Genomic DNA, 22,413 nt, shown 5'->3' on the forward strand with positions numbered 1-22,413 from the left:
CCGGCCCGCCGGCTCGCAGCTGCCCAACCTGACCGCCGGTCCCACGTCCCGATCCGACCGCGGCTGCGGTCCCGCGTCCCGGCCGGGACCGGGCCCGGTGCGACGGCGCCGGTTAACCTGCCGGCATGACGGATGTGGAGGCGGCGGCCCGGCGTTTCATCGCCGATGTGTGGAACGCCCGCCGGGAGGAGTCCGCGTACGAGCTGATCGCCGAGGAATGCCCAGGGCTGGGCGGCACCGGGCCGGAGGCGACGCTGGCCTGGCACCGGGAGCGGCGGGCGGCCTTCCCGGACCTGCGCTACAAGATCGTGGACGTGGTGGCCGCCGGCGAGCGGGTGGCCGTGCACTGGCGGGCGGCCGGCACCCAGGCGGGGCAGTTCGGGCCGGTGCCGCCGACCGGGCAGGTGGTCAGCTACTCCGGGGCGACGTTCCTGCGCTTCGACGCGGCGGGCCGGATCGTCGAGGTGTGGAGCTGCAACGAGCTGTTCCAGCTGCTCCAGCAGCTGGGCGTCGAGATGCTCCCACCGACCGTCGTCAGCGGGCCCGGGGCGTGATTCGCTCCAGCGGGATGTCCATCTCCCACGGCTCCGGCACCAGAATGCCGTCAGTGAGTTGTGCCTGCTCGACGTAGACCTGCTTCATCGCGTCGAGCTTGTGGGTGTGTACGACGATGCCGGCCTCGGTCTCTATCCGCCAGAGGTAGGGGATGTCCGCCTCGGCGTAGAGGGCCGGTTTGAGTACCCGATCGATGCTGCGGGACCCTTCCGAGACGATTTCAACCACCAGAAGAACCTGGTCCGGTAGATAGTGCGACGGATTCCGCTCTGCGGCGTCGAGGTAGGTGACCAGCAGATCAGGGATGAAGGAACGCTTCCGTGAGATGCGTACCTCGACGCCCTGGGTGACGTCGAAATCGCGTGGGCAGCTCTCCAGCATGGCCGAGCCCAGCATGAGCGCGATGGACTGATGGAGTCGCGTGGGGGAGGGCGACATGAGCAGGTTTCCGTCCAGAATCTCGGGGCGAGGCCTGCCGTCGTTGGGCAGGGCGTCCAAGGCGTCGGTTGTCCACTCGCCCGGCGGCGGAACGTCGTCGTGCAGCGCGGCGGTCATCGACGGGTCCTTTCCAGTGCGTTCGTTCTCCCCGCGACCACGGTACCGCCGCAGACCCACGGGTGGTGGTCGCGCGCGCGGGGGCCACAGGGCAGGATGGTCGACATGAGCGACCCCAGCGAGCACGGCGGCACCGAGCGTGGCCTCCCCGGCGCGGGCCTGGTGAAGGGGCTGGCGGTCACTCTCAAGACGATGACCAGCCGCTCGACCACCCAGCAGTACCCGGACGTCGCCCCCGAGCTGCCGCCCCGCTCGCGCGGCGTGATCGCGCTGTCCGAGGAGAACTGCACGGTCTGCATGCTGTGCGCCCGCGAGTGTCCGGACTGGTGCATCTACATCGACTCGCACAAGGAGGAGGTGGCGGTGCCCGGCGCCGCCCGCCCCCGCCAGCGCAACGTGCTCGACAAGTTCGACATCGACTTCTCGCTCTGCATGTACTGCGGCATCTGCATCGAGGTCTGCCCGTTCGACGCGCTCTACTGGTCGCCCGAGTTCGAGTACGCCGAGTACGACATCAAGGACCTGCTGCACGACAAGGACCACCTGGGCCAGTGGATGGCCACGGTTCCGCCGCCGCCGGCGCACGACCCGAACGGCGAGCCGGCCAAGGAGGAGACCGCCGCCGCGCGCAAGGCGGCCGCCGCACGTCCGACCCCGCCGGCGGTACGCCCCGAGCCCGGCGCCGACCCGGGTGCCGCGTCGTGACCGCGCGACAGTCGGCGCCCCGAGCCCGGAGGGCGGCCCGGTGACCGGCGCGGATCTGCTGCTGCTCGCCCTCGGCGCGGTGGCGGTCGGTGCCGGTGCGCTGGTGGTGACCACGAAACACCTGGTCCGGGCGGGGCTCTACCTGGTGGTCTGCCTGGGCGCGCTGGCCGGCGACTATCTCGTGCTCAGCGCTGAGCTGGTGGCCTGGGTGCAGGTGCTGATCTACGTGGGCGCGGTGGTGGTGCTGCTGCTGTTCGCGGTGATGCTGACCCGGGCGCCGATCGGCGCCTCCGACGACCTTGACCGGCCCGGCTGGCCGGCGGCGCTGATCGGCGGCGGCGCCGGGCTGGGGCTGACCGTCCTGCTGGTCGACGCCTACCGGTGGAGCACGGTCGCGCTGCCCGACGCGGGTACCGCGGAACGGTTGGGGGAGCAGATCTTCCGGTCGTGGGTGCTGCCGTTCGAGGTGCTCTCCGTACTGCTGCTGTCGGCGCTGGTGGGCGCGGTGGTGCTGTCCCGGCCGGATATCGGCCGGTCCGGCGCGGGAGCGGACGGCGCGGCAGCGCCGGACGGGGTGGACGTGATCTCCGGGGGGCGCCGGTGAGACCGGTCATCCCGTACGTGACCGCCGCGTTGCTGTTCGGCCTCGGCGTCTACGGCGTACTGCGCCGGCGTAACGCGGTGCTGGTGCTGATGGCGGTGGAGCTGATGCTCAACGCGGTGAACCTGATCCTGGTCACCGCGGACACCACCGCCCGCTCGGTGCTGCCGCACTCCGGTCAGGTCTTCGCGCTCTTCGTCATCGTCCTCGCCGCCGCCGAGATCGGGGTGGGGTTGGCGATCGTCCTTCAGCTCTACCGGCTGCGCGCCAGCGTGGCGGTGGACGAGGTGCAGTTGACCGAACCCGCCGAGTCGCCGCGGACCGCCGGTACGCCGGAGCCAGCCGCCGCCGGCACCGCCGGCCGGGACGCGGAGGCGGGCCGGTGACCGGGGTGCTGGGCGCGCTGCTGCCCGCCGTACCGCTGGCCGCCGGGCTCCTCGGCCTGCTGCTGCCGCCGGCCCCGCGTCACCCGACCACCGGTGTGGGCGGTGACGATCGGGCCCGGCGGGTGGCCGTCGCGCTCGGGGTGACCGGCGCGGCCGGCGCGCTCGCGCTGGCCGTCGCGCTGCTGGTCACGGTCGACGGACCCCGGGAGACGTCGACCACCTGGGTCGACCTCGGTGGGCTGACGGTGACCCTCGGCGTGCGGCTGGACGGCGCCGCCGCGCTGGTCGCGGTGGCGGTCGCCGCGGTCGCCCTGGCCGTGCAGGTCTACTCGATCGGCTACCTGCGGCGCGGCCCGCACGACGACGTCGACGTCGACCACCGCTACCCGCCGTACGCGGCGCAGATCAGTCTCTTCACCGCCGCGATGCTGCTGGTGGTGGTCGCCGGCGACCTGATCATGCTGCTGGTCGGCTGGGAGGTGATGGGCCTCTGCTCGTACCTGCTCATCGCCCATGACCGCCGGCTGCCCGGTGCGCCCGCCGCCGCGATGAAGGCGTTCCTGGTCACGCGGGTCGGCGACGTCGGGTTCCTGCTCGGCATCGCGCTGCTCGGCGTGTCGACGGGCAGCTTCCGGATCGCCGACGTGCTCGCCCACGACCACTCCACCGCGACCCTGACCGCGGCCGGTCTGCTGCTGCTGGCCGGGGTGGCCGGCAAGAGCGCGCAGTTCCCGCTGCACACCTGGCTGCCGGACGCGATGGCCGGCCCGACGCCGATCTCGGCGCTGATCCACGCCGCGACGATGGTCGCCGCCGGGGTGTACGCGGTGACCCGCCTCTATCCGCTGTTCACGGCCGCGCCGGTGACGCTGACCGTGCTCGGGGTGATCGGGTCGATCACCCTGCTGCTCGGTGCGCTCGCCGCCACCGCGCAGGACGACATCAAGCGTGTGCTGGCCTGGTCGACCGTGTCCCAACTGGGTTACATGACCGGCGCGCTGGCGGTCGGCTCGCCGTCGGCGGCGCTGTTCCACCTGTTGACCCACGCCGCGTTCAAGGCGTTGCTGTTCCTCGCCGCCGGCGCGGTGATCCACGCGGTGGGCACCACGCTGATGTCGGAGATGGGCGGGCTGCGCCGCAGCATGCCGGTGACCTTCTGGTGCACGGTGGTGGGCCTGGGCGCACTGGCCGGGGTGCCGCCGCTGGCTGGCTTCTGGAGCAAGGACGGCGTGCTGACGGTCGCCGAAGCCGCCGCCCGGGAGGGCACCGGCCCGGCGCCGTCCTGGGTGGGCTGGCTGGTCTGGCTGGCCGGGCTGGCCGGCGTCGCGATCACCGCCTGGTACGCCGGCCGGCTGCTGCTGCGGACCTTCTTCGGCGAGCCCCGGCTGCCGCTGCTCCGGCCGCACGATCCGCCGGCGGTGCTGCGCTGGCCGGTGCTGCTCCTGGCCGTGCCAGCCGCGCTGCTCGGCCTGGCCGGGTTCGTCGGGGCGTTCGCCGACCGGCTGCGGTTCGCCACCGTGCCGGTGGCGGGCGCGGAGGACGGCCTGGTCCACCTCGGGCCGGGGCTGCTGCTGCCGCTCGCGCTGCTGCTGGTCGGGGCGGGGCTGGTGCTGCTGGGCTGGCGCCAGGCCCCGGCCGCCGACCCGGCGGCCGCGCTGGGTCCGCTGCGGCCGGTCTTCGCCCGCGCGTTCCGGCTCGACGACGTCCAGCACGCCCTGGTGGCACGTCCCGTCCGCGCGCTGGCCCGGGCCGCGCGCACCGGCGACGAGGTGTTCGTGGACGGTGCTGTCGAGGGCAGCGGGCGGGCCGCGTCCGGCCTGGGCGCCGGGCTCGCCGCGCTGCACCGGGCGGCGCTGCCACGGGCCGCCGCCGGGGTGCTGGCCGGCGCGCTGTTGATCGGGCTGGCCGCCGCTCTGATCGGAGGGGTGCGGTGAGCGCGAGGAGTGAGCCGGTGTTGCGAGCCCCGCAGTCGCGAGCAGAGGCGGTCCGGTGAGCGCGAGGAGTGAGCCGGTGTTGCGAGCCCCGCAGTCGCGAACAGAGGCGGTCCGATGAGTGTCGGGCAGGTGTTGCTGGTCGCCGTCCTGGCGCTGCCGGCGCTCGGCGCGGTTGCGGTGGCGGCGACACCGCGGGACCGGACGGCCCGACTGGTCGGCACGGTGGCGGCGGCGTTGACCCTGCTGGCCGCGGTGCCGCTGGTGTTCGGCGGCCGGAGCTGGGTCGCCTGGTCGGCCGGCGCGCCGGCGGTGCGGCCCTGGCACCAACTGGACCTGCCCTGGGTGCCCGGCCTGGATCTGCGTTTCCACCTCGGCGTCGACGGCATCTCCTGGCCGCTGGTGGTGCTGACCGCGCTGCTCACGCTGTTGTGCTGCGGGTACACGCTGTGGCGGGTGCCGGCCGGCGGCAGTGGCCGAGCCCTGGTCGCGTTGCTGCTGGTGGTCGAGGTGGGCATCCTGGGCACCTTCCTCGCCCTGGACCTGGTGCTGTTCTTCCTCTTCTTCGAGGTCGTCCTGCTGCCGATGTACGCGATCATCGCCGGCTGGGGCGGCGCGGACCGGCGTCGGGCGGCCCGCAAGTTCGCGCTCTACACCCTGCTCGGCTCGGTGCTGCTGCTGGTCGGCGTGTACGTCGTGGTCGCCGCCGCGGGCACCGCCGACGTGGTGGCGCTGACCGGTGGCGGCGGATTGTCCCGGGGCACCCAGCTCGCCGCGTTCACCCTGCTCGCGCTCGCCTTCGCGGTGAAGAGCCCACTCTGGCCGCTGCACTCCTGGCTGCCCGACGCGCACACCCAGGCCCCCACGGTGGGCAGTGTGGTGCTGGCCGGGGTGCTGCTCAAGATGGGCACCTACGGCCTGATCCGGGTGGCGGTGGGGGTGGCGCCGGAGGGTGCCCGCTGGGCGGCGCCGGTGCTCGGCGTGCTGGCCGTCGCCGCGATCCTGGTCGGCTCGCTGGTCTGCCTCGCGCAGGACGAGGTCAAGCGGCTGATCGCGTACTCCAGCGTCGGCCACATGGGCTTCGTGCTGCTGGGCGTCGCCACGTTGACCACCACCGGCATCCAGGCGGCGCTGATCGGCAACGTCGCGCACGGCGTGATCACCGGCCTGCTGTTCTTCCTGGCCGGCGCGGTGAAGGACCGTACCGGCACGGGCAGCCTGTCCGAGCTGTCCGGGCTGCGGGAGACCGCGCCCCGGCTGGCCGGTCTGCTCGCGTTCGCGGCGATCGCGTCGCTCGGCCTGCCTGGGCTGGCCGGCTTCTGGGGGGAGGCGTTCGCGGTGATCGCGGCGATCCAGGTGGGCGGCCCGCTCTGGACCACCCTCGGTGTGCTGGCCGCGCTCGGCGGCGCGCTCACCGCCGCGTATTTCCTGCGGCTGCTGCGCCGTGTCACCCACGGCCGGCCGACCACCGCCGTCGGCGGGGTCGGTCCCACCCTGGCCGGGGCCGAGCTGACCGCGTGGGCGCCGCTGGTGCTGCTCGCCCTGGCCATCGGGCTGGCCCCGGCGCTGGTCCTCGGGGTCGCCGAGGCCCCGGTCGACGCCCTGGTGGGGGTGGTCCTCCGATGAACACGGTGCAGAGCGTGGACAGCGTGGCGCTGCTGCCGGCCTACCTGGCCGCCGGTACCGCCGTGCTCGTGCTGGTCACCGACCTGCTGCTGGCCCGCCCGCGGGCCACGGTCGTGGTGGCCGCGCTCGGGGCGCTCAGCACCGCCGTCGGTGCCGCCCTGGTCGGGGCGGGTGGCGAGCGGCGGACGTTCTGCGTCGGCGCCGACTGCTCCTGGATCTTCGGCGGCCGGGCCGCCCTGGTCGGCGCGGTGGTGGCGCTGCTCACCCTGGGCGTGCTCGGGTTGTCCGTGCCCGCGCTGCGGGCCGGGCGGTCACCGGTGGGGGAGTACTGCTTCCTGCTTGCCTGCTCGATGACCGGCGGCGTCGTGCTCGGCGCGGCCGGTGACCTCATCACCCTGATCGTCGCCCTGGAGACGCTTACCCTGCCGCTGTACGTGCTGGTCGGCCTGCGCCGGGGGAGTCTGGCCAGCGCCGAGGCGGCGGTCACCTTCTTCGTGGTCAGCGTCGTGGCCACCACGGTCGCCCTGCTCGGCGCGGCGCTGCTGTACGCGGTGACCGGCTCGCTGCACCTGGACCGGCTCGGCACGCTGCTCGCCGAGCGGCCGGAGCTGCGGGACCTGCCGCTGACCACCGCCGCGGTGGCGTTGCTGCTGCTCGGGCTGGCCTTCAAGGTGGCGGCGGTGCCGTTCCACGCCTGGGCCCCGGCCACCTACGACGGCGCACCCCTGCCGGTGGCCGCGTACCTGTCCACGGCGTCGAAGGTCGGCGGCGTGGTCGCGTTGCTCGCCGTGGTGCAGCGGTCGCTGCCGGCCGACCAGACCGGTCCGGTGCTGGCCCTGCTCGCGGTGCTCACCATGACCGTCGGCAACCTCGTGGCCCTGCGCCAACGGCGTACCGTCCGGCTGCTCGCCTGGTCCTCGGTCGCGCAGGCCGGTTACATCCTCGCCCCGCTGGGCGCGTTGGCGCTGGCCGCCGGCCGTACGGGCGAGGCACGGGATGCCGCGTACGCGGCCGCGGTGGCGTACACCGTCTTCTTCGTGGTCCTGGAGCTGGCCGCGTTCGCCGGGGTGACCGCCCTGCGCCCGACGGGTGCGGACGGCGGCACCCTGGACGACCTGCGCGGTGCGGCCCGCCGGCACCCGTGGCGGGGTGCGGCGCTCGGTCTCGCGCTGGTCGGCCTGGCCGGTCTGCCGCCCGGGTTGGCCGGGTTGTTCGCGAAGGTGACCGTGGTCCGGGCGCTGCTGGACGGTGGCGCCGCCTGGCTGGCGCTGGTGGTGGCGGTCAACGCGGTGATCGGGCTGGCCTACTACCTACGCATGACCGCCGCCCTGTGGGCGCCGACGGCGACGCCGGGCGTGGCGGTTCCCGGCGGTGCGGCGGCCGTACCTCTGGTGGGTGTGGTGGCGGTGGTGCTCGCGGTGGCCACGGTGGCTGCCGTGGTGCTGGGAGTCGCCCCGCAGTTGGTGCTCGACCTGGCCGGCCGTTGATCGCACCGGGCAGGTCTCAGTGAATTCTCAGCGTTGAGACGGATGGTTGGTGGGTACCGGGTTGTTGCACCGGTCAGCGGATCCCGGCGATCCGTGCACCGAAGGAGACATTGTGCACCACAACCGTCTGAAGACCGCCGCGCTGCTCGGCCTGCTCACCGCCCTGATCCTGGCGGTCGGCTACGGGTTCGGCGGCAGTGGCGGCCTGGTCATCGCCGTCCTCGTGTCTCTGGTCATGAACGGCATTTCCTACTTCTACTCCGACAAGCTCGCACTGCGCTCGATGCGGGCGCAACCGGTCAGCGAGGCGGAGTTCCCCGAGCTGTACCGGATGGTGCGGGAGTTGGCGGCCGAGGCCCGGCAGCCGATGCCGCGGCTCTACGTCAGCCCGACCGCGCAGCCCAACGCGTTCGCCACGGGTCGTAACCCACAGCACGCGGCGGTCTGCGTGACCCAGGGCATCACCGAGATCCTCGACTACCGCGAGCTGCGCGGTGTGATCGGGCACGAACTGTCGCACGTCTACAACCGCGACATCCTGATCTCCAGCGTGGCGGCCGGCCTGGCCGGCATCATCACCTTCCTGGCGAACATCGCCTTCTTCATCCCGCTGGGCGGTGGCGACGACGAGGACCGGCCGAACCCGGCCGTGCTGCTGTTGACCCTGATCCTGGGGCCGATCGCGGCCACCGTGATCCAGCTGGCGATCAGCCGGAGCCGCGAGTTCCAGGCGGACGCCTCGGGCGCCGAGTTGAGTCGTGACCCGCTTGCCCTCGCGAGCGCACTTCGCAAGATCGACGCCGTGGCGCGACGCCGGCCGTTGCCGGCACAGGGCCAGCTCACCAGCACCGCGCACCTCATGATCGCCAACCCGTTCCGGGGCGGCGGCGTGGCCGCGCTCTTCTCCACCCACCCGAAGATGGAGGACCGGGTCGCCCGGCTGGAGCAGATGGCCGCCAACTCGGGGCCTGTGCAGTTCCAGCGCTGACCCGCTGATCCAAGCCTCCGCCCGCACCCGTACCGGGTGCGGGCGGAGTGCTGTGTCACCCGCGATATCCGATACCTCGCACTGACCGGCGGCGTTAGGGTCGGAACGGCTCACGCTCATTACATTCTCTGGAGGTTCACGGTGGCCGCACTGCGCCAGTACCTGGGTGTCTGGCGGATCCCCGGCGCGCCGATGCTGCTGATCACCGGCATCATCGGGCGACTCGGGATCGGCATGACCCCGCTGGCGCTGCTGCTGGTGGTCGAGCAGGTGACCGGGCGGTACGCTCTCGCCGCCGTCGCCGGCGGGATCTACGCCGTCGCCGGTGCCGCGCTCAGCCCGGTGGCCGGCCGGATCGCCGACCGGGTCGGCCCGAGCCCGGTCCTGCTGGTCACCGCGGTGGCCCACCCGCTGGCGCTGATCGGGCTGCTGCTGGCCAGCCGGTCAGGCGACGACGCCCTTCCCGCCATCTACCTGGCCGCCGGCATCGCCGGAGCGACCTACCCGCCGCTCACCGCCGCGATCCGTGGTGCGTGGAACGACCTCACCGGCCCCGGCTCCGACCGGTACCACCTGCGCAACACCGCCCTGGCCGCGGAGACCTCGCTGTTCGAGATCGTCTTCGTGCTCGGCCCGCTGCTCGTCGCCGGCTTCGTGCTGTTCGCCGACGCCGCGGCCGCGCTGATCGGGGCGGCCGTGGTCACCCTGGTCGGCACCACCGCCGTCGCCCTCGGCCGTGTGATGCGTGGCTGGCGTCCGCACTCGCGTGAGCACCACGCCCGGGGGCTCGGCCCGCTGCGGGTGGGGGGCTTCCCGGCCCTGCTGGTCTGCGTGGCCAGCCTCGGCATCGCGTTCGGCGCGGCCGGCGTGATCGTCCCGGCGTACGCCGGCAACTACACCGCCGACGACCCGGAGAGCCTGGCCGGGATCCTGCTGGCGGTCTGGGGGATCGGCAGCGCGGCCGGAGGCTTCTGGTTCGGTGTCCGCCGGCCGTCCCCGAACATGACCCGGCAGTTCGCCATGCTGCTCGCCGCGCTCGCCGGCACCTTCGTGGTGTTCGCGGTCATGCCCACGCCGCTGGCGCTGGGTGTCGCGCTGGTCGTCGGCGGGGCCACCATCGCTCCCGCGCTGACCCTGGAGAACACCCTGGTCGGCCGGATCGCGCCGACCGGCATGCTGAACGAGGCGTACACCTGGGTGGTGACCATGTCGGTGGCGGCGAGCGCCGCCGGCGGCGCGGTGGCCGGCCTGATCGTGGACCACGCCGGCGGTGTGCCGTGGGCGTTCCTGTTCGCGGGGGCGTCGGTCGCCGTCGGGGCCGCGGTCGCCGCGCTGCCCGCCGGGCCGATCGCCCGCGCGGAGATTTCGACGGTACGCACCGACGAGCCCGTCGCCGCCTGACCCACCTGCCGCCGCGCGGTCAGGCTTGATCGAACGGGAGCGGGCAGCCGGAGCTGCCGGCGCAGGCCACCAGGTCGTCGCAGCCGGCGGAGATCGCCGCTCGCAGGGTGTCCCGGACGGCCGTCAGGTCGGCCAGCCTCCGCTCCACCTCGGCCAGCTTGGCCGTGGCGTGAGCCCGTAGGCCCGTGCTCGGGCGGTGATGCCGCTGGCCGGCGTGGAGCAGGTCGGCGACCTCGCCGAGCGTGAAGCCGAGACGCTGCGCGGTCTTGATGACCCGCAGCCGGGTGACCGACTCCGCCGGGTACAGCCGGTGCCCTCCGGGCGAGCGCCGTGGCGCGGCCAGCAGGCCACGACGTTCGTAGTAGCGCAGCGTCTGCGGGTTCACCCCCGCCGCGCCGGCCAGTTGACCGCTGCGCAACCACGACCCGGCCGACCCGGGTACGCCGACGGGCCGCGCCCGCTCCGCCAGGCCGTCGAGAACGCCGACGTGCGAGGCCGGCACCCGTACGTCGAGCGTCACCGCGTCCCGGCCGGTCCGCGTGACCTTAAAGGTGAAGAACGAGCAGCACGCCGACTCACGGGCGGTCAGGTCCCGGGCGGCGCGCTCGGCCTCCGCCGTGCCGACCAGGTGCAGCCGCAGGAGCTGCGCGGACGGCCGATCGAGCCGTCGGACGGCGTCGGCGAAGAAGCGGTCGAACTCGGCGAGGCGCACGGGCTGCTCGGCGGTGGGCAGGTCACAGGAGTCGGGGACCCACGTATCGTCCGTTCCAGGGTGTCGGTCGCTCACCACCCGACGGTAAGCCCGTACCCGGGTACCGGATGCAAGCCCGCACCCTTCCGGCTCTAGGCGGTCGGTCTTCGGACCGACCAGTGGAAGGAGGCCCATGGCAAAGCTGCTGTACTCCGCGACAGCGTCACTCGACGGCTACATCGCCGGTCCGGGCGGTGACATGTCCTGGCTGACCGAGCACCTCGTCGGCGAGAACCCGACGGCGGACCACCTGTTGGCCAACATCGGCGCGATCCTGGCCGGCAACAGCACCTTCGGCGGCGACGACCCGAACCGCGGCACCGACAGCGAAGGGGCCTTCGGCGGTCGGTACCACGGACCGGTGGTCGTGCTCACCCACCGGCCGCCCGCCGAGCCAGCCCCGGGCGTCACGTTCGCCGGCGACCTGCACAGCGCCGTCGCGCAGGCCAAGGAGGCCGCCGGGGACAGGTACGTGAACGTCCTCGGCGCGAACGTCGCCAGACAGTGCATCCAGGCCGGGCTGCTCGACGAGATCCTGATGTTCTTCGCCCCGGTGCTGCTCGGCGACGGGGTACGCATGTTCGACCAGCCGGGCGGAACCAGGGTGCGATTGGCGCCGATTCCCGGCGAGACCGCCCACTGGTACAGCGTCATCTATTGAGCCGTGTGTGGCGTCGCCGGAAACCGCTTCAGGTGGCGGGTGAGGTTGGCGGCGGGTTCCTGTTGCTCAGCGGGTTCTTGTAGCTGAGGGGTTGCCGCCGAGTCCAGAACTACGCCCAAGGTGGGGTGTATCGGCTCACGTAGTCGCGAGCACGGGGGAGCGGGTCCTGCCAGTACTGGTGCGGCATGCGGGAGTGGTGCGTCTCGCAGAATTCGGCGAGACTGTCCACGATCTTGACGCGCTCCAGCGGCAGGCATTCGAAGGCTGTGTTGGCCGTCAGCAATTCCGGCTCGGGGTTCCACCCCGAATGGTCGAACGCCCAGCCCTCCCAGAGCGCGTAGGCGTGGAAGACCTGCCAGCCGTCTGCCAAGCGCACCCCTGCGATCTCAATCGGCCGATCCGGGTAGGAATCCCGGCACACCCAGGCCAGGATGTGACACGCTCCGGCAGCGAAGAAGGCCTGGTCCGTCCGGTCCCAGGCGATGCGCTGATCCGATCGCTCGATCGCTGTCCGACGAAATGCCCCCGCTGCTTCGGCCGCCACCAGCCAGACGTTAGCGAATGGTCCCGACCCATCGCTCATGCCGCGATGCATTGCAGTCGCGGCCGTAAAGGCCACCAGAAGAGGTACGCCGGCTTCGGGCGGGCCGACGAGGACCAACTCCAGGCCGTCGTCTGCCCAGGTGACAAGGCGTGATCGGCCCCATGGCCAGGCCCCGAAGCCGCCTTACCTGTAGTTGGTGAACTGGAGCGCGACGCCGAAGTCCTCGCCCTTGAGCAGCGAGATGACCGCCTGGAGGTCGTCCCTCTTCTTGCCGGTGACGCGCAGCTGATCGCCCTGGATCTGGGCCTGGACGCCCTTGGGGCCCTCGTCGCGGATCTTCTTGCTGATCGCCTTGGCCTTGTCCGTCTCGATGCCCTGGATCACCTTGCAGTCGATCTTGAACACCTTGCCGGACGGGCGCGGATCGCCGGCGTCCAACGACTTCAGCGAGATGTTCCGCTTGACCAACTTCTCCTTGAAAACGTCCAGCGCGGCGCGCACCCGCTCCTCGGTCTCTGCCTGGAGGCCGATCGCCTCCTCGCCCGACCAGGAGATCTCCGCCCCGGTGCCACGAAAGTCGAACCGCGTCGAGAACTCCTTCTCCGCCTGGCGGAGGGCGTTGTCGACCTCCTGGCGGTCGACCTTGCTCACGATGTCGAACGACGGGTTCGCTGCCATGCTTCTGCTCCTGCTGTCCGGCGGTCTGGGCCTGCCGTCGGCCGCCGACCGGCGGCACGACCCCCTGACCGTACCCGGTTGCGCCGGTGCCGGGGTGAGTCGCTATCCTTGCTTTCGCCGCCGCGTTGCGACGCGGTGGGGTGCCCTGGCGGGTTGCCCGAGCGGCCAATGGGAGCGGACTGTAAATCCGTCGCGAAAGCTACAGAGGTTCGAATCCTCTACCCGCCACCAGGTGCAGAGATGACCCCGTGAGCTGCGGAAACGCGCTCCGGGGTCTTTCTCTTGGAGGCCACGGGCTGGACCCAGGCGCGAATTCGCGTTTCGGTGCGCCGGTTGCGGGTCCGCTGCGAGACTGGGCGCGTGCCAGCTCGCCGGCGCCCGGTGCCGGTCGACCCGACCCGGTAGGTGGAGAACATGTCTGACGACAACGAGATCCGCCCCTTTCGGCTCGACACGCCGGAAGAAGTAATCGACGACATGCGGCGCCGGATCGCGGCCACGCGCTGGCCCACCCGAGAGCTGGTCACCGATCGCTCCCAGGGCGTGCAGTTGGCGACGGTCCAGGAGCTGGCCCGCTACTGGACGACCGACTACGACTGGCGCGCGTGCGAGGCGAAGCTGAACGCCCTGCCGCAGTACACGACCGTCATCGACGGCGTCGAGATCCACTTCATCCACGTACGGTCGCAGCACGAGAACGCCCTGCCGCTGGTCATGACGCACGGCTGGCCGGGCTCGGTCGTCGAGCTGCTCGGGACCGTCGGCCCGCTCACCGACCCGACCGCGCACGGCGGCGCCGCCGAGGACGCCTTCCATCTGGTGCTGCCGTCCCTGCCCGGCTACGGCTTCTCGGGTGAGCCGACCGAGCTCGGCTGGGACTCCAACCGCATGGCCGGCGCGTGGGCGCAGCTGATGGCCCGCCTCGGCTACACGCGCTACGTCGCCCAGGGTGGTGACGTGGGTGCCGCCGTCACGGACGCGATGGCCTGGTCGGCATCCACGTCAATCTGCTCGCCGGGGCGATCGGTATCAAGGACAAACTGCCGGCGAAGTCCGAGCAGGAGCGCGTGGCGCTCGACGCGCTCAACACGTTCACAATGGACGGCTTCGGCTACTTCCTGGAGCAGTCCACCCGGCCGCAGACGATCGGCTACTCCCTGCTGGATTCACCCGTCGGGCTGGCGGCCTGGATGCTCGACCACGACACGGACAGCTATTACAAGATCTCCCGCGCGTTCGTCGACGGCAAGCCGGTGGGCAACCTGACCCGGGACAGCATCGTCGACAACATCACGCTGTACTGGCTGACAGGCACCGGCGCCTCGTCCGCCCGGTGGTACTGGGAATTTGGACGGACCATCGCCGCAGCCACCGCGGCCGGCCAGGCGCCTCCGCCGGTCTCGGTTCCGGTCGGCTTCACCACGTTCCCCGACGAGATCTGGGCTGCCCCGCGTAGCTGGGCCGAGACGGTCTACCCCGACCTCGCGTACTTCAACGAGGTCGACCGCGGCGGCCACTTCGCCGCCTGGGAGGAACCGGAGCTCTTCTCCACCGAGGTGCGGGCCGTGTTCCGGCCGCTTCGGAGCTCCTGAGCTCGTACGTCCGAGGTCGCCAAAGCGTAGGCAGTTCACCATCGGGCGCGACGGTGGCTCGGCCTGGCGAGGAAGGCCATATAGACGGGATCTCACCTCGGTCTGTCCTTGGGCTGGTGCAGCGTTCTTCGAGCCGCCAGCCGCGGATCCGGAAGGGATCCGTCGAGGTGCTGGCGCGCTGGCGAAGACCCGGTATGGTGGTCGATGGTTGGACACGGAGCGCAAGCGCGTCCCACCCTCTCGGACCGTTACTGACAGTGACCGGCTCGCCAGATTTGATGGCCCCGGTACGGCTGAGCCGAATTGTGTTGAAGGTCGTATTCAACGCTGTACGAAGCGGTGAGCTGCGCTGCGGGCTCGTGATCTGGCCCGGCGTGATGAGGGCGGTGGGCCGAACGGCGGCAAGTCACAGACGGTGGGGCCATTCGGGCCGTCCACCACTTCTCTGGCTGCCCGCACTGTGGCACGATCGTGGAACCTCCACTACCCCCACGATACTTTCCGACAGGAGCAATCATGTCTGGTCGTAGGTTGGGCCGGCTGTTTGGCTCACTTCTAGTCCTCGCCGCACTCGTGAGCGGCATCGGCGGTGTCAGTCTCGGCGGCAGCGCAGGGGGCGGCGCGCAGGCTGGCGACATTGTCTGGCAGAGCGTGCAGGCTGGCGACATTTTGTGGCAGAGCGTGCAGGCTGGCGACATTGTCTGGCAGGTGCGGGGTGACCACGTCAGGCCGACCGCGCAGACTGCAGACATCGTCTGGCAGTGAGCTGGGCGCCCTGGGTCCGTCATCCAATTGGGCTGTTCGGGGCGCCACGCGCCAATGGCGGAGTGCTCCGTGACGGTGTCGTGACCGCTCGGCGTCATTCCGAAGGAGCGCCATGATCGGTCGCGGTCAACCCCGGCGCAGGTCGTCCGAGGACGCATGGATCATCACCGCGCCTCTCGCTTTGATCGCGGTTACCTGCGCCACCATCACGGGGTTGGTCGCGAAGGAGCCATTCGGCGACTGGCCGGAGGCAGCTCTTCTTCTCGTCCTGATGATCGTGGCGGGGTTGCCGCTGCTCAGCCTGGTTGTTCGGCGGCAGACGATCGGTGTCACGCTCACCGAGCTGCCAATGGTCCTCGCGCTCTACTTTCTGCCGCCGCTGACAGTGGTGGTCATCTACACGTTGAGTTCGCTCATCACTCACACTCGGCAGCGGTTTTCGGCGCCCAAAGTGTGGTTCAACGTGGCGCGGGCCGCTGCGGGGACGTCACTGGCCGTCTTGGTCCTCCAGGCATTCCCGCCCATCAAGGGGGTGGGGCCAAGCACTTGGGTCAGCATCTTCGCCGCCGTAAGCATGGTGATCCTGATCAGTTACGCCAGCGTGGCCGCGGTGCACACGCTGCTGCACGGCTGGCAGACCGGGCGCGGGACATTGCGTACCGCCACGCCGGCGGTGCTCACCGCGGCGATCAACGTGTCGGTTGGCCTGATCGTGCTGATCATGGTCCGGAGCACGTGGTGGTCGCTGCTCCTGCTCGCCGCCCTCGGCGCCGGCCTTGTCCTGGTCTATCGGGCCTACGCCCAGTTCTTCCGTCAGCACCGCACCCTCACCGACCTGTACGACCTGACCCGCGCGGTGGTCGAGAGCGGGCACAGCGGCAGGCTGGCGGACGCGCTGCTCGGCCGGGTCCGCGCTCTGATGCAGGTGGAGTACGCGACGCTGTGGCTCCCGGCCCAGGGGCGGCACCCCGAGACCTTGTTGACTGCCCGGGTGGACGACCCCGGTCTGCTCGACCTGGCGCTCACCCCGCCGACGATCCGGGAGCGGGTCCGCGACACCCGGCGCACGATTGCCGTCGGCCGCGGTGTGACCACCGACGGAGAGTTCCGCGCCGATCTGGCCGAACGGCGGATCAAGGACGTGGTAGTGGTGCCGCTGCGGTCTGGTCAGGTCGTCATCGGCACCCTCGAGGTGGCCAATCGCCTCGGTGATGGCAACAACTTCACGCCCGCGGACATCGCCGTCTTCGAGACGGTGGCCGCGCACGCCGCGGTGGCCCTGGAGAATTCTCGGCTGGTCGATCGGTTGCGACACGACGCGTACCACGACGCCCTGACCAAGCTGCCCAATCGGCGGCGGATCACCGGCGCACTGGAGGAGTCGGTCAAGATCCGCACCGACGGCGAGGTGGTGGCCTTGCTGCTCTTCGACGTCGACGGGTTGCGGCAGGTCAACGAGTCGCTCGGCCACGCGGCGGGTGACAAGGTCCTCGCCGAGGTCGCCAACCGGTTGCGGGCCAGCGCGCCGTCGTCGGCCCTGGTCGGCCGGGCCGGTGGGGACGAGTTCCTGGTGACGCTGCGGTTGGAGAGCGCCGACGCGGCACTGGAGCTGGCCGGCCAGTTGCGCGACCAGATCCGCGACGAGATGGTCTTCGACGCGCTCACCCTCGACGTGAACACCGCCGTCGGGGTGGCCGTACATCCGGATCATGGCAGCGACGCGGCGACCCTGCTGCTCCGGGTCGACCTCGCCGCCACGGCCGCCAAGTCGGTGCCGGGCAGCGTGCAGCTGTTCAACCCTGCGCTGGAGTCCCGATCGCTGCGCCGGCTGGGTCTCGCCGGCGATCTGCGCCGAGCACTGGACCATGACGAGCTGGAGGTCTACTTCCAGCCCAAGGTCACTCTGCGGGACCGCCATCTGGTCGGTGTCGAGTGCCTGGCCCGGTGGGAGCACCCGACGCACGGCACCGTGGCCCCCGAAGACTTCGTGGCGGTGGCCGAACACACCGGCCAGTTGAGCCGGCTCACCGAGGTGGTGCTCCGCGAGGGGCTGCGCCGTAGCCGGGACTGGGCACTGGCCGAACAGCCGCTGTCCATCGCGGTCAACCTCTCGGCCCGTACGCTCACCGACCAGCATTTCCCGGACCGGGTGCAGGAGCTGTTGACGGAGTACGGGGTGCCGGCGCAACGCCTCACCCTGGAGATCACCGAGGCGGGGGTGCTGGACGGCACCGACCGGCCCATTCCGACCCTGCGCCGACTGCGCGACCTCGGCGTCCGGCTGTCGGTGGACGACTTCGGCACCGGCGACTCGTCCCTGGCCCATCTCCGTCGGCTGCCGGTGCACGAGGTGAAGGTGGACCGCTCCTTCGTGCAGGGCATGGCGACCGACCCGGGTGACCTGGCGATCGTCAACGCGGTGGTGACCCTGTCCCAGCAGTTCGGCCTGGCCGTGGTCGCCGAGGGTGTGGAGAGTGAGCTGACCCTGGAGCTCCTCCAGGACATCGGCTGCGAGATCGGTCAGGGCTTCCTGTTCAGCCGACCGCTGCCGTACGAGCGTCTGGCCGCCTGGTTCGGCGCCCAGGCCGACCCGGAAACGATCTCCGGCGGGGAGCTCCCACGCCTTCGTGTCGTGCCCTGAGCTGGGCGCGGACGATCACCGGGGATCCGATTTCACCTGTCGAGCCGGGCCGTGTACTCTTACTTCTGCGCGCCTCCAGGGGAGATCGCGCAGGCCCCCTTAGCTCAGTCGGCAGAGCGTCTCCATGGTAAGGAGAAGGTCTACGGTTCGATTCCGTAAGGGGGCTCGAGGGTTCAGCTGGACCCACCGCGGCGGTGTAGCTCAGATGGCAGAGCAAGCGGCTCATAATCGCTGTGTCGCCGGTTCAAGTCCGGCCACCGCTACTCTCGTCTTCCGGGCACGGTCCCGGTTGTCGTGGGGATGGGCGCCACTGGCGCCCACTTTGCATGTCCGCGCAGTCAGCGACTAGGCTGACGCGTCGTAGTTGTTTCCGTTAGCGAGGAAGGCACTCCGCCGTGGCGAAGGCTACCGATGTCCGGCCGAAGATCACTTTGGCGTGTGTGGAGTGCAAGGAGCGCAACTACATCACGCGCAAGAACCGTCGTAACGACCCCGACCGCATCGAGCTGAAGAAGTTCTGCCCGCGCGACGGTCGGCACACGGTCCACCGCGAGACCCGCTGACCTGCGGCCGGCCCCACGCCGGCCATTGTTGAAGCTTTCCCGATCGCCGATCTGACCGGGCCGGCGCGGCTCCGCCGCCGCCGACCGAGCAGATCGGCGATTGTGTTCTCCGTGTAGGTTCGCGGCATGTCTCTGGACCCTTCCTTCGTCGGCCGGACCTATCCGCCGACCGCCCCCTACCAGGTGGGCCGAGAAAAGATCCGTGAGTTCGCCACCGCCATCGGCGCCACCGACCCGGCCCACCACGACCCGGAGGCGGCCCGGGCGCTGGGCCACCCGGACGTGGTCGCCCCGCCGACCTTTCCGGTGGTCGTCACGATGGCCGCGAGCCGTCAGATCGTCGAGGACCCGGCGCTCGGCGTCGACTACAGCCGCGTGGTGCACGGCGACCAGCGGTTCGCGTACACCCGGCCGGTGGTCGCCGGCGACGAGCTGGTGTGCGCGAGCACCATCGAGGACGTCACCACCCGGGGCGGGCACGGCTTCCTGACCACCCGCACCGACGTGAGCACGGTTGCCGGCGAGCCGGTGGTCGCCGTCTGGTCCAAGATCGTCGTACGTGGGGAGGCGTGAGATGGAGCTGCCAGCCAAGACGTTCCAGGTGACCCGCGCGGACCTGGTCCGCTACGCCGGCGCCTCGGGCGACTTCAACCCGATCCACTGGAGCGACCGGTTCGCCACCAAGGTGGGTCTGCCCGGGGTGATCGCGCACGGCATGTTCACGATGGCGCTGGTCGGCCGGGCCGTCACCGAGTGGGCCGGGTCGCCCGACGCGGTGGTCGACTACGGCGTCCGGTTCACCCGGCCGGTCGTGGTCCCCGACGACGACCAGGGGACCGAGATCGAGGTCACCGCGGTGGTCCGTGAGGTGACCGAGGACGGCCTGACCCGGCTCGACGTGACCGCCACATGCCTGGGTGAAAAGGTGCTCTCGCAGGCGCGGGCCACCATCCGGACGGCACGCTGAATCTTCCCGCCACGCGAGGCGGGGAGACCGGTTGGGAAAGTCGGGCGGCTACCCGTACACTGGTCCGCCGTGGGGCAAGTGACCCCTGCTCGGCCGTCTGTGGCCGCGTGGGGCGAGAGTTGCCGCACAGGGGTGTAGCTCAATTGGCAGAGCAGCGGTCTCCAAAACCGCAGGCTGCAGGTTCAAGTCCTGTCACCCCTGCGCCTCAGGCCTGACCGTTCCCGTGGGTCGCGCCGCCGAGATGGCGGCGTCCGGCCCGTGGTGGTGGCATTGGCGGGGTGGTTCCGAGGCATCGGGCCCCCCGGTTGATCCACCGGCCGCGGCCCGTCGCGGGACGGTTGGTCCGGCCGGCGTGACAGCGCCGCGCACGCCGTCCGGCGTGCGACCCGAGATTCCGCGACGGAGGGCGAAGTGGCCGACAACAAGCGGCGCGGCGAGGACGCCGGCGACGATCGTCTGGACGACGAGGTCGTCGACGACGTAGCCGACGACGACGCCACCAGCGCGGACGAGCCGGTCTCCCGGGGAGGCACCGCGACGCGGTCCCGCGCCCGGGCGGAGTCGGCGGACAGCCGGCCGACCACCCGGTCGGAGACCGGTCGGGTGGGCGTGTTCGGCCGCATCGCCCGGTTTTTCCGCGAGGTAGTGGCCGAGCTGCGTAAGGTCATCTGGCCGACGCGCAAGGAGTTGCTGACATACACCGCCGTGGTGGTGGCGTTCGTCGCAGTGATGCTGACGATCGTGGGTGTGCTGGACTACGGCTTCGCCAAGGTCGTGCTGTTTGTCTTCGGCAACTCGAGCTGACCGGCTGCCTCCAGAGCCGATAGTGACGGAAGTGAGCGAGCGTGCCTGAGTACGACGAGACCGCCGGACCGGTGGACGAGCAGTCCACGGTCGCGACGGCGGCTGGTGACGAGTCGGTTGAGGCCGCCAGCGAGCCGGAGTTCCCAACCACCGAGCCCGCCCCGGACGAGGAATACGACCCGGTCGCCGAGCTGCGGCAGAAGCTGCGCTACGCGCCGGGTGACTGGTACGTGGTGCACTCCTACGCCGGCTACGAGAACAAGGTCAAGACCAACCTCGAGACCCGGATCACGAGCCTCGACATGGAGGACTTCATCTACCAGGTCGAGGTGCCGACCCGGGAAGAGGTCGAGGTCAAGAACGGCAAGCGTTCGCAGATCCAGGCCAAGGTCTTCCCGGGCTACATCCTGGTTCGGATGGAGCTGACCGCCGAGTCCTACTCCTGTGTCCGTAACACCCCGGGCGTGACCGGCTTCGTCGGCGCGACCGACCGGGCCGACCGGCCCGCGCCGCTCTCCCTCGACGAGGTGCTGAAGTGGCTGGCGCCGGCGATCGAGACCGAGCAGAAGAAGGCGAAGCCCGAGATCAAGGTCCTCGACTTCGAGGTGGGCGACTCGGTCACCGTCACCGACGGCGCGTTCGCGTCGCTGCCGGCCACGATCAGCGAGATCAACGCCGACCAGCAGAAGCTCAAGGTGCTGGTGTCGATCTTCGGCCGGGAGACCCCGGTGGAGCTCAACTTCAACCAGGTCGCCAAGATCTGACCGGTCGTCGGCGGCGGGCCCGGCCCGCCGCTGACGTCGGCGTACGCCCTCCCGCTCGACCTCGGCGGACGAGTGGGCTGCGGCCTGCGCTACTCTTGAACGTCGCCGCTGTCGCACCGCGCTGACCGTGCGCGCCCCGAGGGCGGTGTCAGCCGCATTTTCCCAGCTCCAAGCCCCAGGAAGTGACATGCCTCCGAAGAAGAAGCTCGTCAAGACGTTCACGCTTCAGCTGCCGGCGGGCCAGGCCACGCCGGCGCCGCCGGTCGGCCCCGCGCTCGGCCAGCACGGCGTGAACATCATGGAGTTCTGCAAGTCCTACAACGCGCAGACCGAATCCCAGCGGGGCGACATCGTCCCCGCCGAGATCAGCGTGTACGAGGACCGGTCCTTCACCTTCGTGCTGAAGACCCCGCCCGCTGCCCGGCTGCTGATCAAGGCCGCCGGTGTGCAGAAGGGCTCGGGCGTTCCGCAGAGCGAGAAGGTCGGCTCGGTCAGCCGCGCCCAGCTGCGTGAGATCGCCGAGAAGAAGATGGCCGACCTCAACGCCAACGACCTGGACCAGGCCGAGAAGATCATCGCCGGCACCGCCCGGTCGATGGGCATCACCGTCAACGACTGACCTCGGCCTAGGCCGACCACCGTGGGAGGGCCCGCGCCGAGCGGCCCGCCAGAGACCACAGGAGTAATCAGCAATGCAGCGCAGCAAGAGCTACCGCAAGGCCGCCGATGTCATCGACCGGTCCAAGCTCTACACCCCCTCCGAGGCTGTGAAGCTGGCCAAGGAAACCACCAACGTCAAGTTCGACGCCACGGTCGAGGTCGCCATGCGCCTCGGCGTCGACCCCCGCAAGGCGGACCAGATGGTCCGCGGCACGGTCAACCTGCCGCACGGCACCGGTAAGACCGCCCGCGTGATCGTCTTCGCTGCCGGCGCGAAGGCCGATGAGGCCACCGCGGCGGGTGCGGACGAGGTGGGCACCGACGAGCTGGTCGCCCGGATCCAGGGCGGTTGGCTCGACTTCGACGCGGCGATCGCCACGCCGGACCAGATGGCCAAGATCGGCCGGATCGCGCGGATCCTGGGCCCGCGCGGTCTCATGCCGAACCCGAAGACCGGCACGGTGACCATGGACGTCACCAAGGCGGTGCAGGACATCAAGGGCGGCAAGATCACCTTCCGGGTGGACAAGCACTCCAACCTGCACCTGATCATTGGCAAGGCCTCCTTCTCGGAGAGCCAGCTGGTGGACAACTACGCCGCGGTGCTCGACGAGGTGCTGCGCGCCAAGCCGTCCGCCGCGAAGGGCAAGTACCTCCGCAAGGTCATCCTGACCACCACGATGGGCCCGGGTGTCCCGGTCGACCCCAACCTGGTGAAGAACCTGCGCGAGGACTCGGCCGAGGCCTGAGCCGAGCCGACACTTCGCTCCACCGGGGCGCCGCCACCA

Annotated in this window: 23 protein-coding genes, 4 tRNA genes and 1 pseudogene; 24 read left to right on the forward strand and 4 right to left on the reverse strand. The window is 71.0% G+C overall.

The features are described from left to right. Positions 1-125 precede the first annotated feature (125 nt). Entirely contained in the window at positions 126-554 is a 429-nt protein-coding gene (locus tag ACWD5O_RS06465; RefSeq protein WP_354964825.1) for an ester cyclase, read from the forward strand. Here ACWD5O_RS06465 and ACWD5O_RS06470 read toward each other — a convergent pair. Beyond that, positions 535-1,110, reverse strand: coding sequence for a Uma2 family endonuclease (locus ACWD5O_RS06470; RefSeq protein ID WP_354964824.1), 576 nt, complete (start codon positions 1,108-1,110; stop codon positions 535-537). The two genes, ACWD5O_RS06465 and ACWD5O_RS06470, sit on opposite strands and share 20 nt — an antisense overlap. A 96-nt stretch (positions 1,111-1,206) precedes the next feature. On the opposite strand from ACWD5O_RS06470, the gene ACWD5O_RS06475 reads away from it, so the two are divergent. The 8 genes from ACWD5O_RS06475 to ACWD5O_RS06510 all read left to right on the forward strand — a co-directional run bounded on the left by ACWD5O_RS06475 (position 1,207) and on the right by ACWD5O_RS06510 (position 10,235). Continuing rightward, a complete protein-coding gene (locus ACWD5O_RS06475; protein WP_354964823.1) occupies positions 1,207-1,815 on the forward strand; it encodes a NuoI/complex I 23 kDa subunit family protein in 609 nt (202 codons plus the stop codon). Positions 1,816-1,855: 40 nt separating this feature from the next. Beyond that, positions 1,856-2,419 (forward strand): NADH-quinone oxidoreductase subunit J family protein, encoded by a 564-nt coding sequence (locus tag ACWD5O_RS06480; protein ID WP_450005162.1) that lies wholly within the window; start codon positions 1,856-1,858, stop codon positions 2,417-2,419. Next, the gene (gene nuoK, locus ACWD5O_RS06485) at positions 2,416-2,802 is read left to right on the forward strand and encodes an NADH-quinone oxidoreductase subunit NuoK (protein WP_354964821.1); all 387 of its coding nucleotides are present in this window, start codon (positions 2,416-2,418) and stop codon (positions 2,800-2,802) included. Before ACWD5O_RS06480 ends, nuoK begins: the two co-directional genes overlap by 4 nt. Then, positions 2,799-4,736 (forward strand): NADH-quinone oxidoreductase subunit 5 family protein, encoded by a 1,938-nt coding sequence (locus ACWD5O_RS06490; protein WP_450084743.1) that lies wholly within the window; start codon positions 2,799-2,801, stop codon positions 4,734-4,736. The genes nuoK and ACWD5O_RS06490 overlap by 4 nt, the downstream gene beginning before the upstream one ends. A gap of 114 nt (positions 4,737-4,850) precedes the next feature. Next, entirely contained in the window at positions 4,851-6,359 is a 1,509-nt protein-coding gene (locus ACWD5O_RS06495; RefSeq protein WP_354964819.1) for a complex I subunit 4 family protein, read from the forward strand. Then, a complete protein-coding gene (locus ACWD5O_RS06500; RefSeq protein WP_354964818.1) occupies positions 6,356-7,846 on the forward strand; it encodes an NADH-quinone oxidoreductase subunit N in 1,491 nt (496 codons plus the stop codon). Before ACWD5O_RS06495 ends, ACWD5O_RS06500 begins: the two co-directional genes overlap by 4 nt. Positions 7,847-7,958: 112 nt before the next feature. After that, entirely contained in the window at positions 7,959-8,834 is an 876-nt protein-coding gene (gene htpX, locus ACWD5O_RS06505) for a zinc metalloprotease HtpX (protein WP_354964817.1), read from the forward strand. Between the two features lie 141 nt (positions 8,835-8,975). Beyond that, a complete protein-coding gene (locus ACWD5O_RS06510) occupies positions 8,976-10,235 on the forward strand; it encodes an MFS transporter (protein WP_354964816.1) in 1,260 nt (419 codons plus the stop codon). 19 nt (positions 10,236-10,254) lie between these two features. Here ACWD5O_RS06510 and ACWD5O_RS06515 read toward each other — a convergent pair whose 3' ends face one another. Next, entirely contained in the window at positions 10,255-11,022 is a 768-nt protein-coding gene (locus tag ACWD5O_RS06515; RefSeq protein WP_450084744.1) for a MerR family transcriptional regulator, read from the reverse strand. A 97-nt stretch (positions 11,023-11,119) separates the two neighbouring features. Here ACWD5O_RS06515 and ACWD5O_RS06520 point away from each other — a divergent pair, with 97 nt between their 5' ends. Continuing rightward, positions 11,120-11,647 carry a dihydrofolate reductase family protein gene (locus ACWD5O_RS06520; protein ID WP_450084745.1) on the forward strand — a complete coding sequence of 176 codons (528 nt, stop codon included), beginning with the start codon at positions 11,120-11,122 and terminating at the stop codon, positions 11,645-11,647. Positions 11,648-11,756: 109 nt separating this feature from the next. Here ACWD5O_RS06520 and ACWD5O_RS06525 read toward each other — a convergent pair whose 3' ends face one another. Both ACWD5O_RS06525 and ACWD5O_RS06530 read right to left on the reverse strand, forming a co-directional pair. Then, on the reverse strand, positions 11,757-12,191 hold the full coding sequence (locus ACWD5O_RS06525; RefSeq protein WP_450084746.1) for a hypothetical protein: 435 nt from the start codon (positions 12,189-12,191) through the stop codon (positions 11,757-11,759). Between the two features lie 183 nt (positions 12,192-12,374). Beyond that, positions 12,375-12,869 (reverse strand): YajQ family cyclic di-GMP-binding protein, encoded by a 495-nt coding sequence (locus ACWD5O_RS06530; protein ID WP_354964812.1) that lies wholly within the window; start codon positions 12,867-12,869, stop codon positions 12,375-12,377. A 147-nt stretch (positions 12,870-13,016) separates the two neighbouring features. On the opposite strand from ACWD5O_RS06530, the gene ACWD5O_RS06535 reads away from it, so the two are divergent. The 14 genes and pseudogenes from ACWD5O_RS06535 to rplA all read left to right on the forward strand — a co-directional run bounded on the left by ACWD5O_RS06535 (position 13,017) and on the right by rplA (position 22,374). Then, positions 13,017-13,100: transfer RNA gene (locus ACWD5O_RS06535), tRNA-Tyr, on the forward strand. Between the two features lie 183 nt (positions 13,101-13,283). After that, a pseudogene (locus ACWD5O_RS06540) lies at positions 13,284-14,461 on the forward strand (epoxide hydrolase family protein). 573 nt (positions 14,462-15,034) lie between these two features. Continuing rightward, a complete protein-coding gene (locus ACWD5O_RS06545) occupies positions 15,035-15,226 on the forward strand; it encodes a hypothetical protein (protein ID WP_450084747.1) in 192 nt (63 codons plus the stop codon). Between the two features lie 112 nt (positions 15,227-15,338). Then, positions 15,339-17,867 (forward strand): putative bifunctional diguanylate cyclase/phosphodiesterase, encoded by a 2,529-nt coding sequence (locus tag ACWD5O_RS06550; RefSeq protein ID WP_354964809.1) that lies wholly within the window; start codon positions 15,339-15,341, stop codon positions 17,865-17,867. Positions 17,868-17,960: 93 nt separating this feature from the next. Beyond that, positions 17,961-18,033 (forward strand) — tRNA-Thr (locus tag ACWD5O_RS06555). A 24-nt stretch (positions 18,034-18,057) separates the two neighbouring features. Beyond that, positions 18,058-18,130: transfer RNA gene (locus ACWD5O_RS06560), tRNA-Met, on the forward strand. 132 nt (positions 18,131-18,262) lie between these two features. Then, complete coding sequence (gene rpmG, locus ACWD5O_RS06565; RefSeq protein WP_007073056.1) at positions 18,263-18,430, forward strand: 50S ribosomal protein L33; 168 nt, start codon at positions 18,263-18,265, stop codon at positions 18,428-18,430. Positions 18,431-18,556: 126 nt separating this feature from the next. Continuing rightward, a complete protein-coding gene (locus tag ACWD5O_RS06570; protein ID WP_074314636.1) occupies positions 18,557-19,003 on the forward strand; it encodes a MaoC family dehydratase N-terminal domain-containing protein in 447 nt (148 codons plus the stop codon). Position 19,004: 1 nt separating this feature from the next. After that, the gene (locus tag ACWD5O_RS06575; RefSeq protein ID WP_354964808.1) at positions 19,005-19,397 is read left to right on the forward strand and encodes a MaoC family dehydratase; all 393 of its coding nucleotides are present in this window, start codon (positions 19,005-19,007) and stop codon (positions 19,395-19,397) included. 128 nt (positions 19,398-19,525) lie between these two features. Then, positions 19,526-19,598, forward strand: a tRNA-Trp gene (locus tag ACWD5O_RS06580). A gap of 210 nt (positions 19,599-19,808) precedes the next feature. Next, the gene (secE, locus tag ACWD5O_RS06585) at positions 19,809-20,201 is read left to right on the forward strand and encodes a preprotein translocase subunit SecE (protein WP_089018931.1); all 393 of its coding nucleotides are present in this window, start codon (positions 19,809-19,811) and stop codon (positions 20,199-20,201) included. A 41-nt stretch (positions 20,202-20,242) separates the two neighbouring features. Beyond that, positions 20,243-20,965 carry a transcription termination/antitermination protein NusG gene (nusG, locus tag ACWD5O_RS06590; RefSeq protein ID WP_354964807.1) on the forward strand — a complete coding sequence of 241 codons (723 nt, stop codon included), beginning with the start codon at positions 20,243-20,245 and terminating at the stop codon, positions 20,963-20,965. 187 nt (positions 20,966-21,152) lie between these two features. Next, positions 21,153-21,584, forward strand: a complete 432-nt coding sequence (rplK, locus tag ACWD5O_RS06595) for a 50S ribosomal protein L11 (RefSeq protein ID WP_053653970.1) — start codon at positions 21,153-21,155, stop codon at positions 21,582-21,584. A gap of 73 nt (positions 21,585-21,657) precedes the next feature. Beyond that, a complete protein-coding gene (gene rplA / locus ACWD5O_RS06600; RefSeq protein ID WP_354964805.1) occupies positions 21,658-22,374 on the forward strand; it encodes a 50S ribosomal protein L1 in 717 nt (238 codons plus the stop codon). Positions 22,375-22,413 lie beyond the last annotated feature (39 nt).

Source organism: Micromonospora sp. NPDC005161 (assembly GCF_053599855.1).

Coding starts and splice junctions, on each gene's coding strand:
- ACWD5O_RS06465 (WP_354964825.1), top strand. CDS start 126: ATGACGGATGTGGAGGCGGCGGCCCGGCGTTTCATCGCCGATGTGTGG.
- ACWD5O_RS06470 (WP_354964824.1), bottom strand. CDS start 1,110: ATGACCGCCGCGCTGCACGACGACGTTCCGCCGCCGGGCGAGTGGACA.
- ACWD5O_RS06475 (WP_354964823.1), top strand. CDS start 1,207: ATGGTCGACATGAGCGACCCCAGCGAGCACGGCGGCACCGAGCGTGGC.
- ACWD5O_RS06495 (WP_354964819.1), top strand. CDS start 4,851: ATGAGTGTCGGGCAGGTGTTGCTGGTCGCCGTCCTGGCGCTGCCGGCG.
- ACWD5O_RS06500 (WP_354964818.1), top strand. CDS start 6,356: ATGAACACGGTGCAGAGCGTGGACAGCGTGGCGCTGCTGCCGGCCTAC.
- ACWD5O_RS06520 (WP_450084745.1), top strand. CDS start 11,120: ATGGCAAAGCTGCTGTACTCCGCGACAGCGTCACTCGACGGCTACATC.
- ACWD5O_RS06530 (WP_354964812.1), bottom strand. CDS start 12,869: ATGGCAGCGAACCCGTCGTTCGACATCGTGAGCAAGGTCGACCGCCAG.
- ACWD5O_RS06550 (WP_354964809.1), top strand. CDS start 15,339: ATGATCGGTCGCGGTCAACCCCGGCGCAGGTCGTCCGAGGACGCATGG.
- ACWD5O_RS06570 (WP_074314636.1), top strand. CDS start 18,557: ATGTCTCTGGACCCTTCCTTCGTCGGCCGGACCTATCCGCCGACCGCC.
- ACWD5O_RS06575 (WP_354964808.1), top strand. CDS start 19,005: ATGGAGCTGCCAGCCAAGACGTTCCAGGTGACCCGCGCGGACCTGGTC.
- rplK (WP_053653970.1), top strand. CDS start 21,153: ATGCCTCCGAAGAAGAAGCTCGTCAAGACGTTCACGCTTCAGCTGCCG.
- rplA (WP_354964805.1), top strand. CDS start 21,658: ATGCAGCGCAGCAAGAGCTACCGCAAGGCCGCCGATGTCATCGACCGG.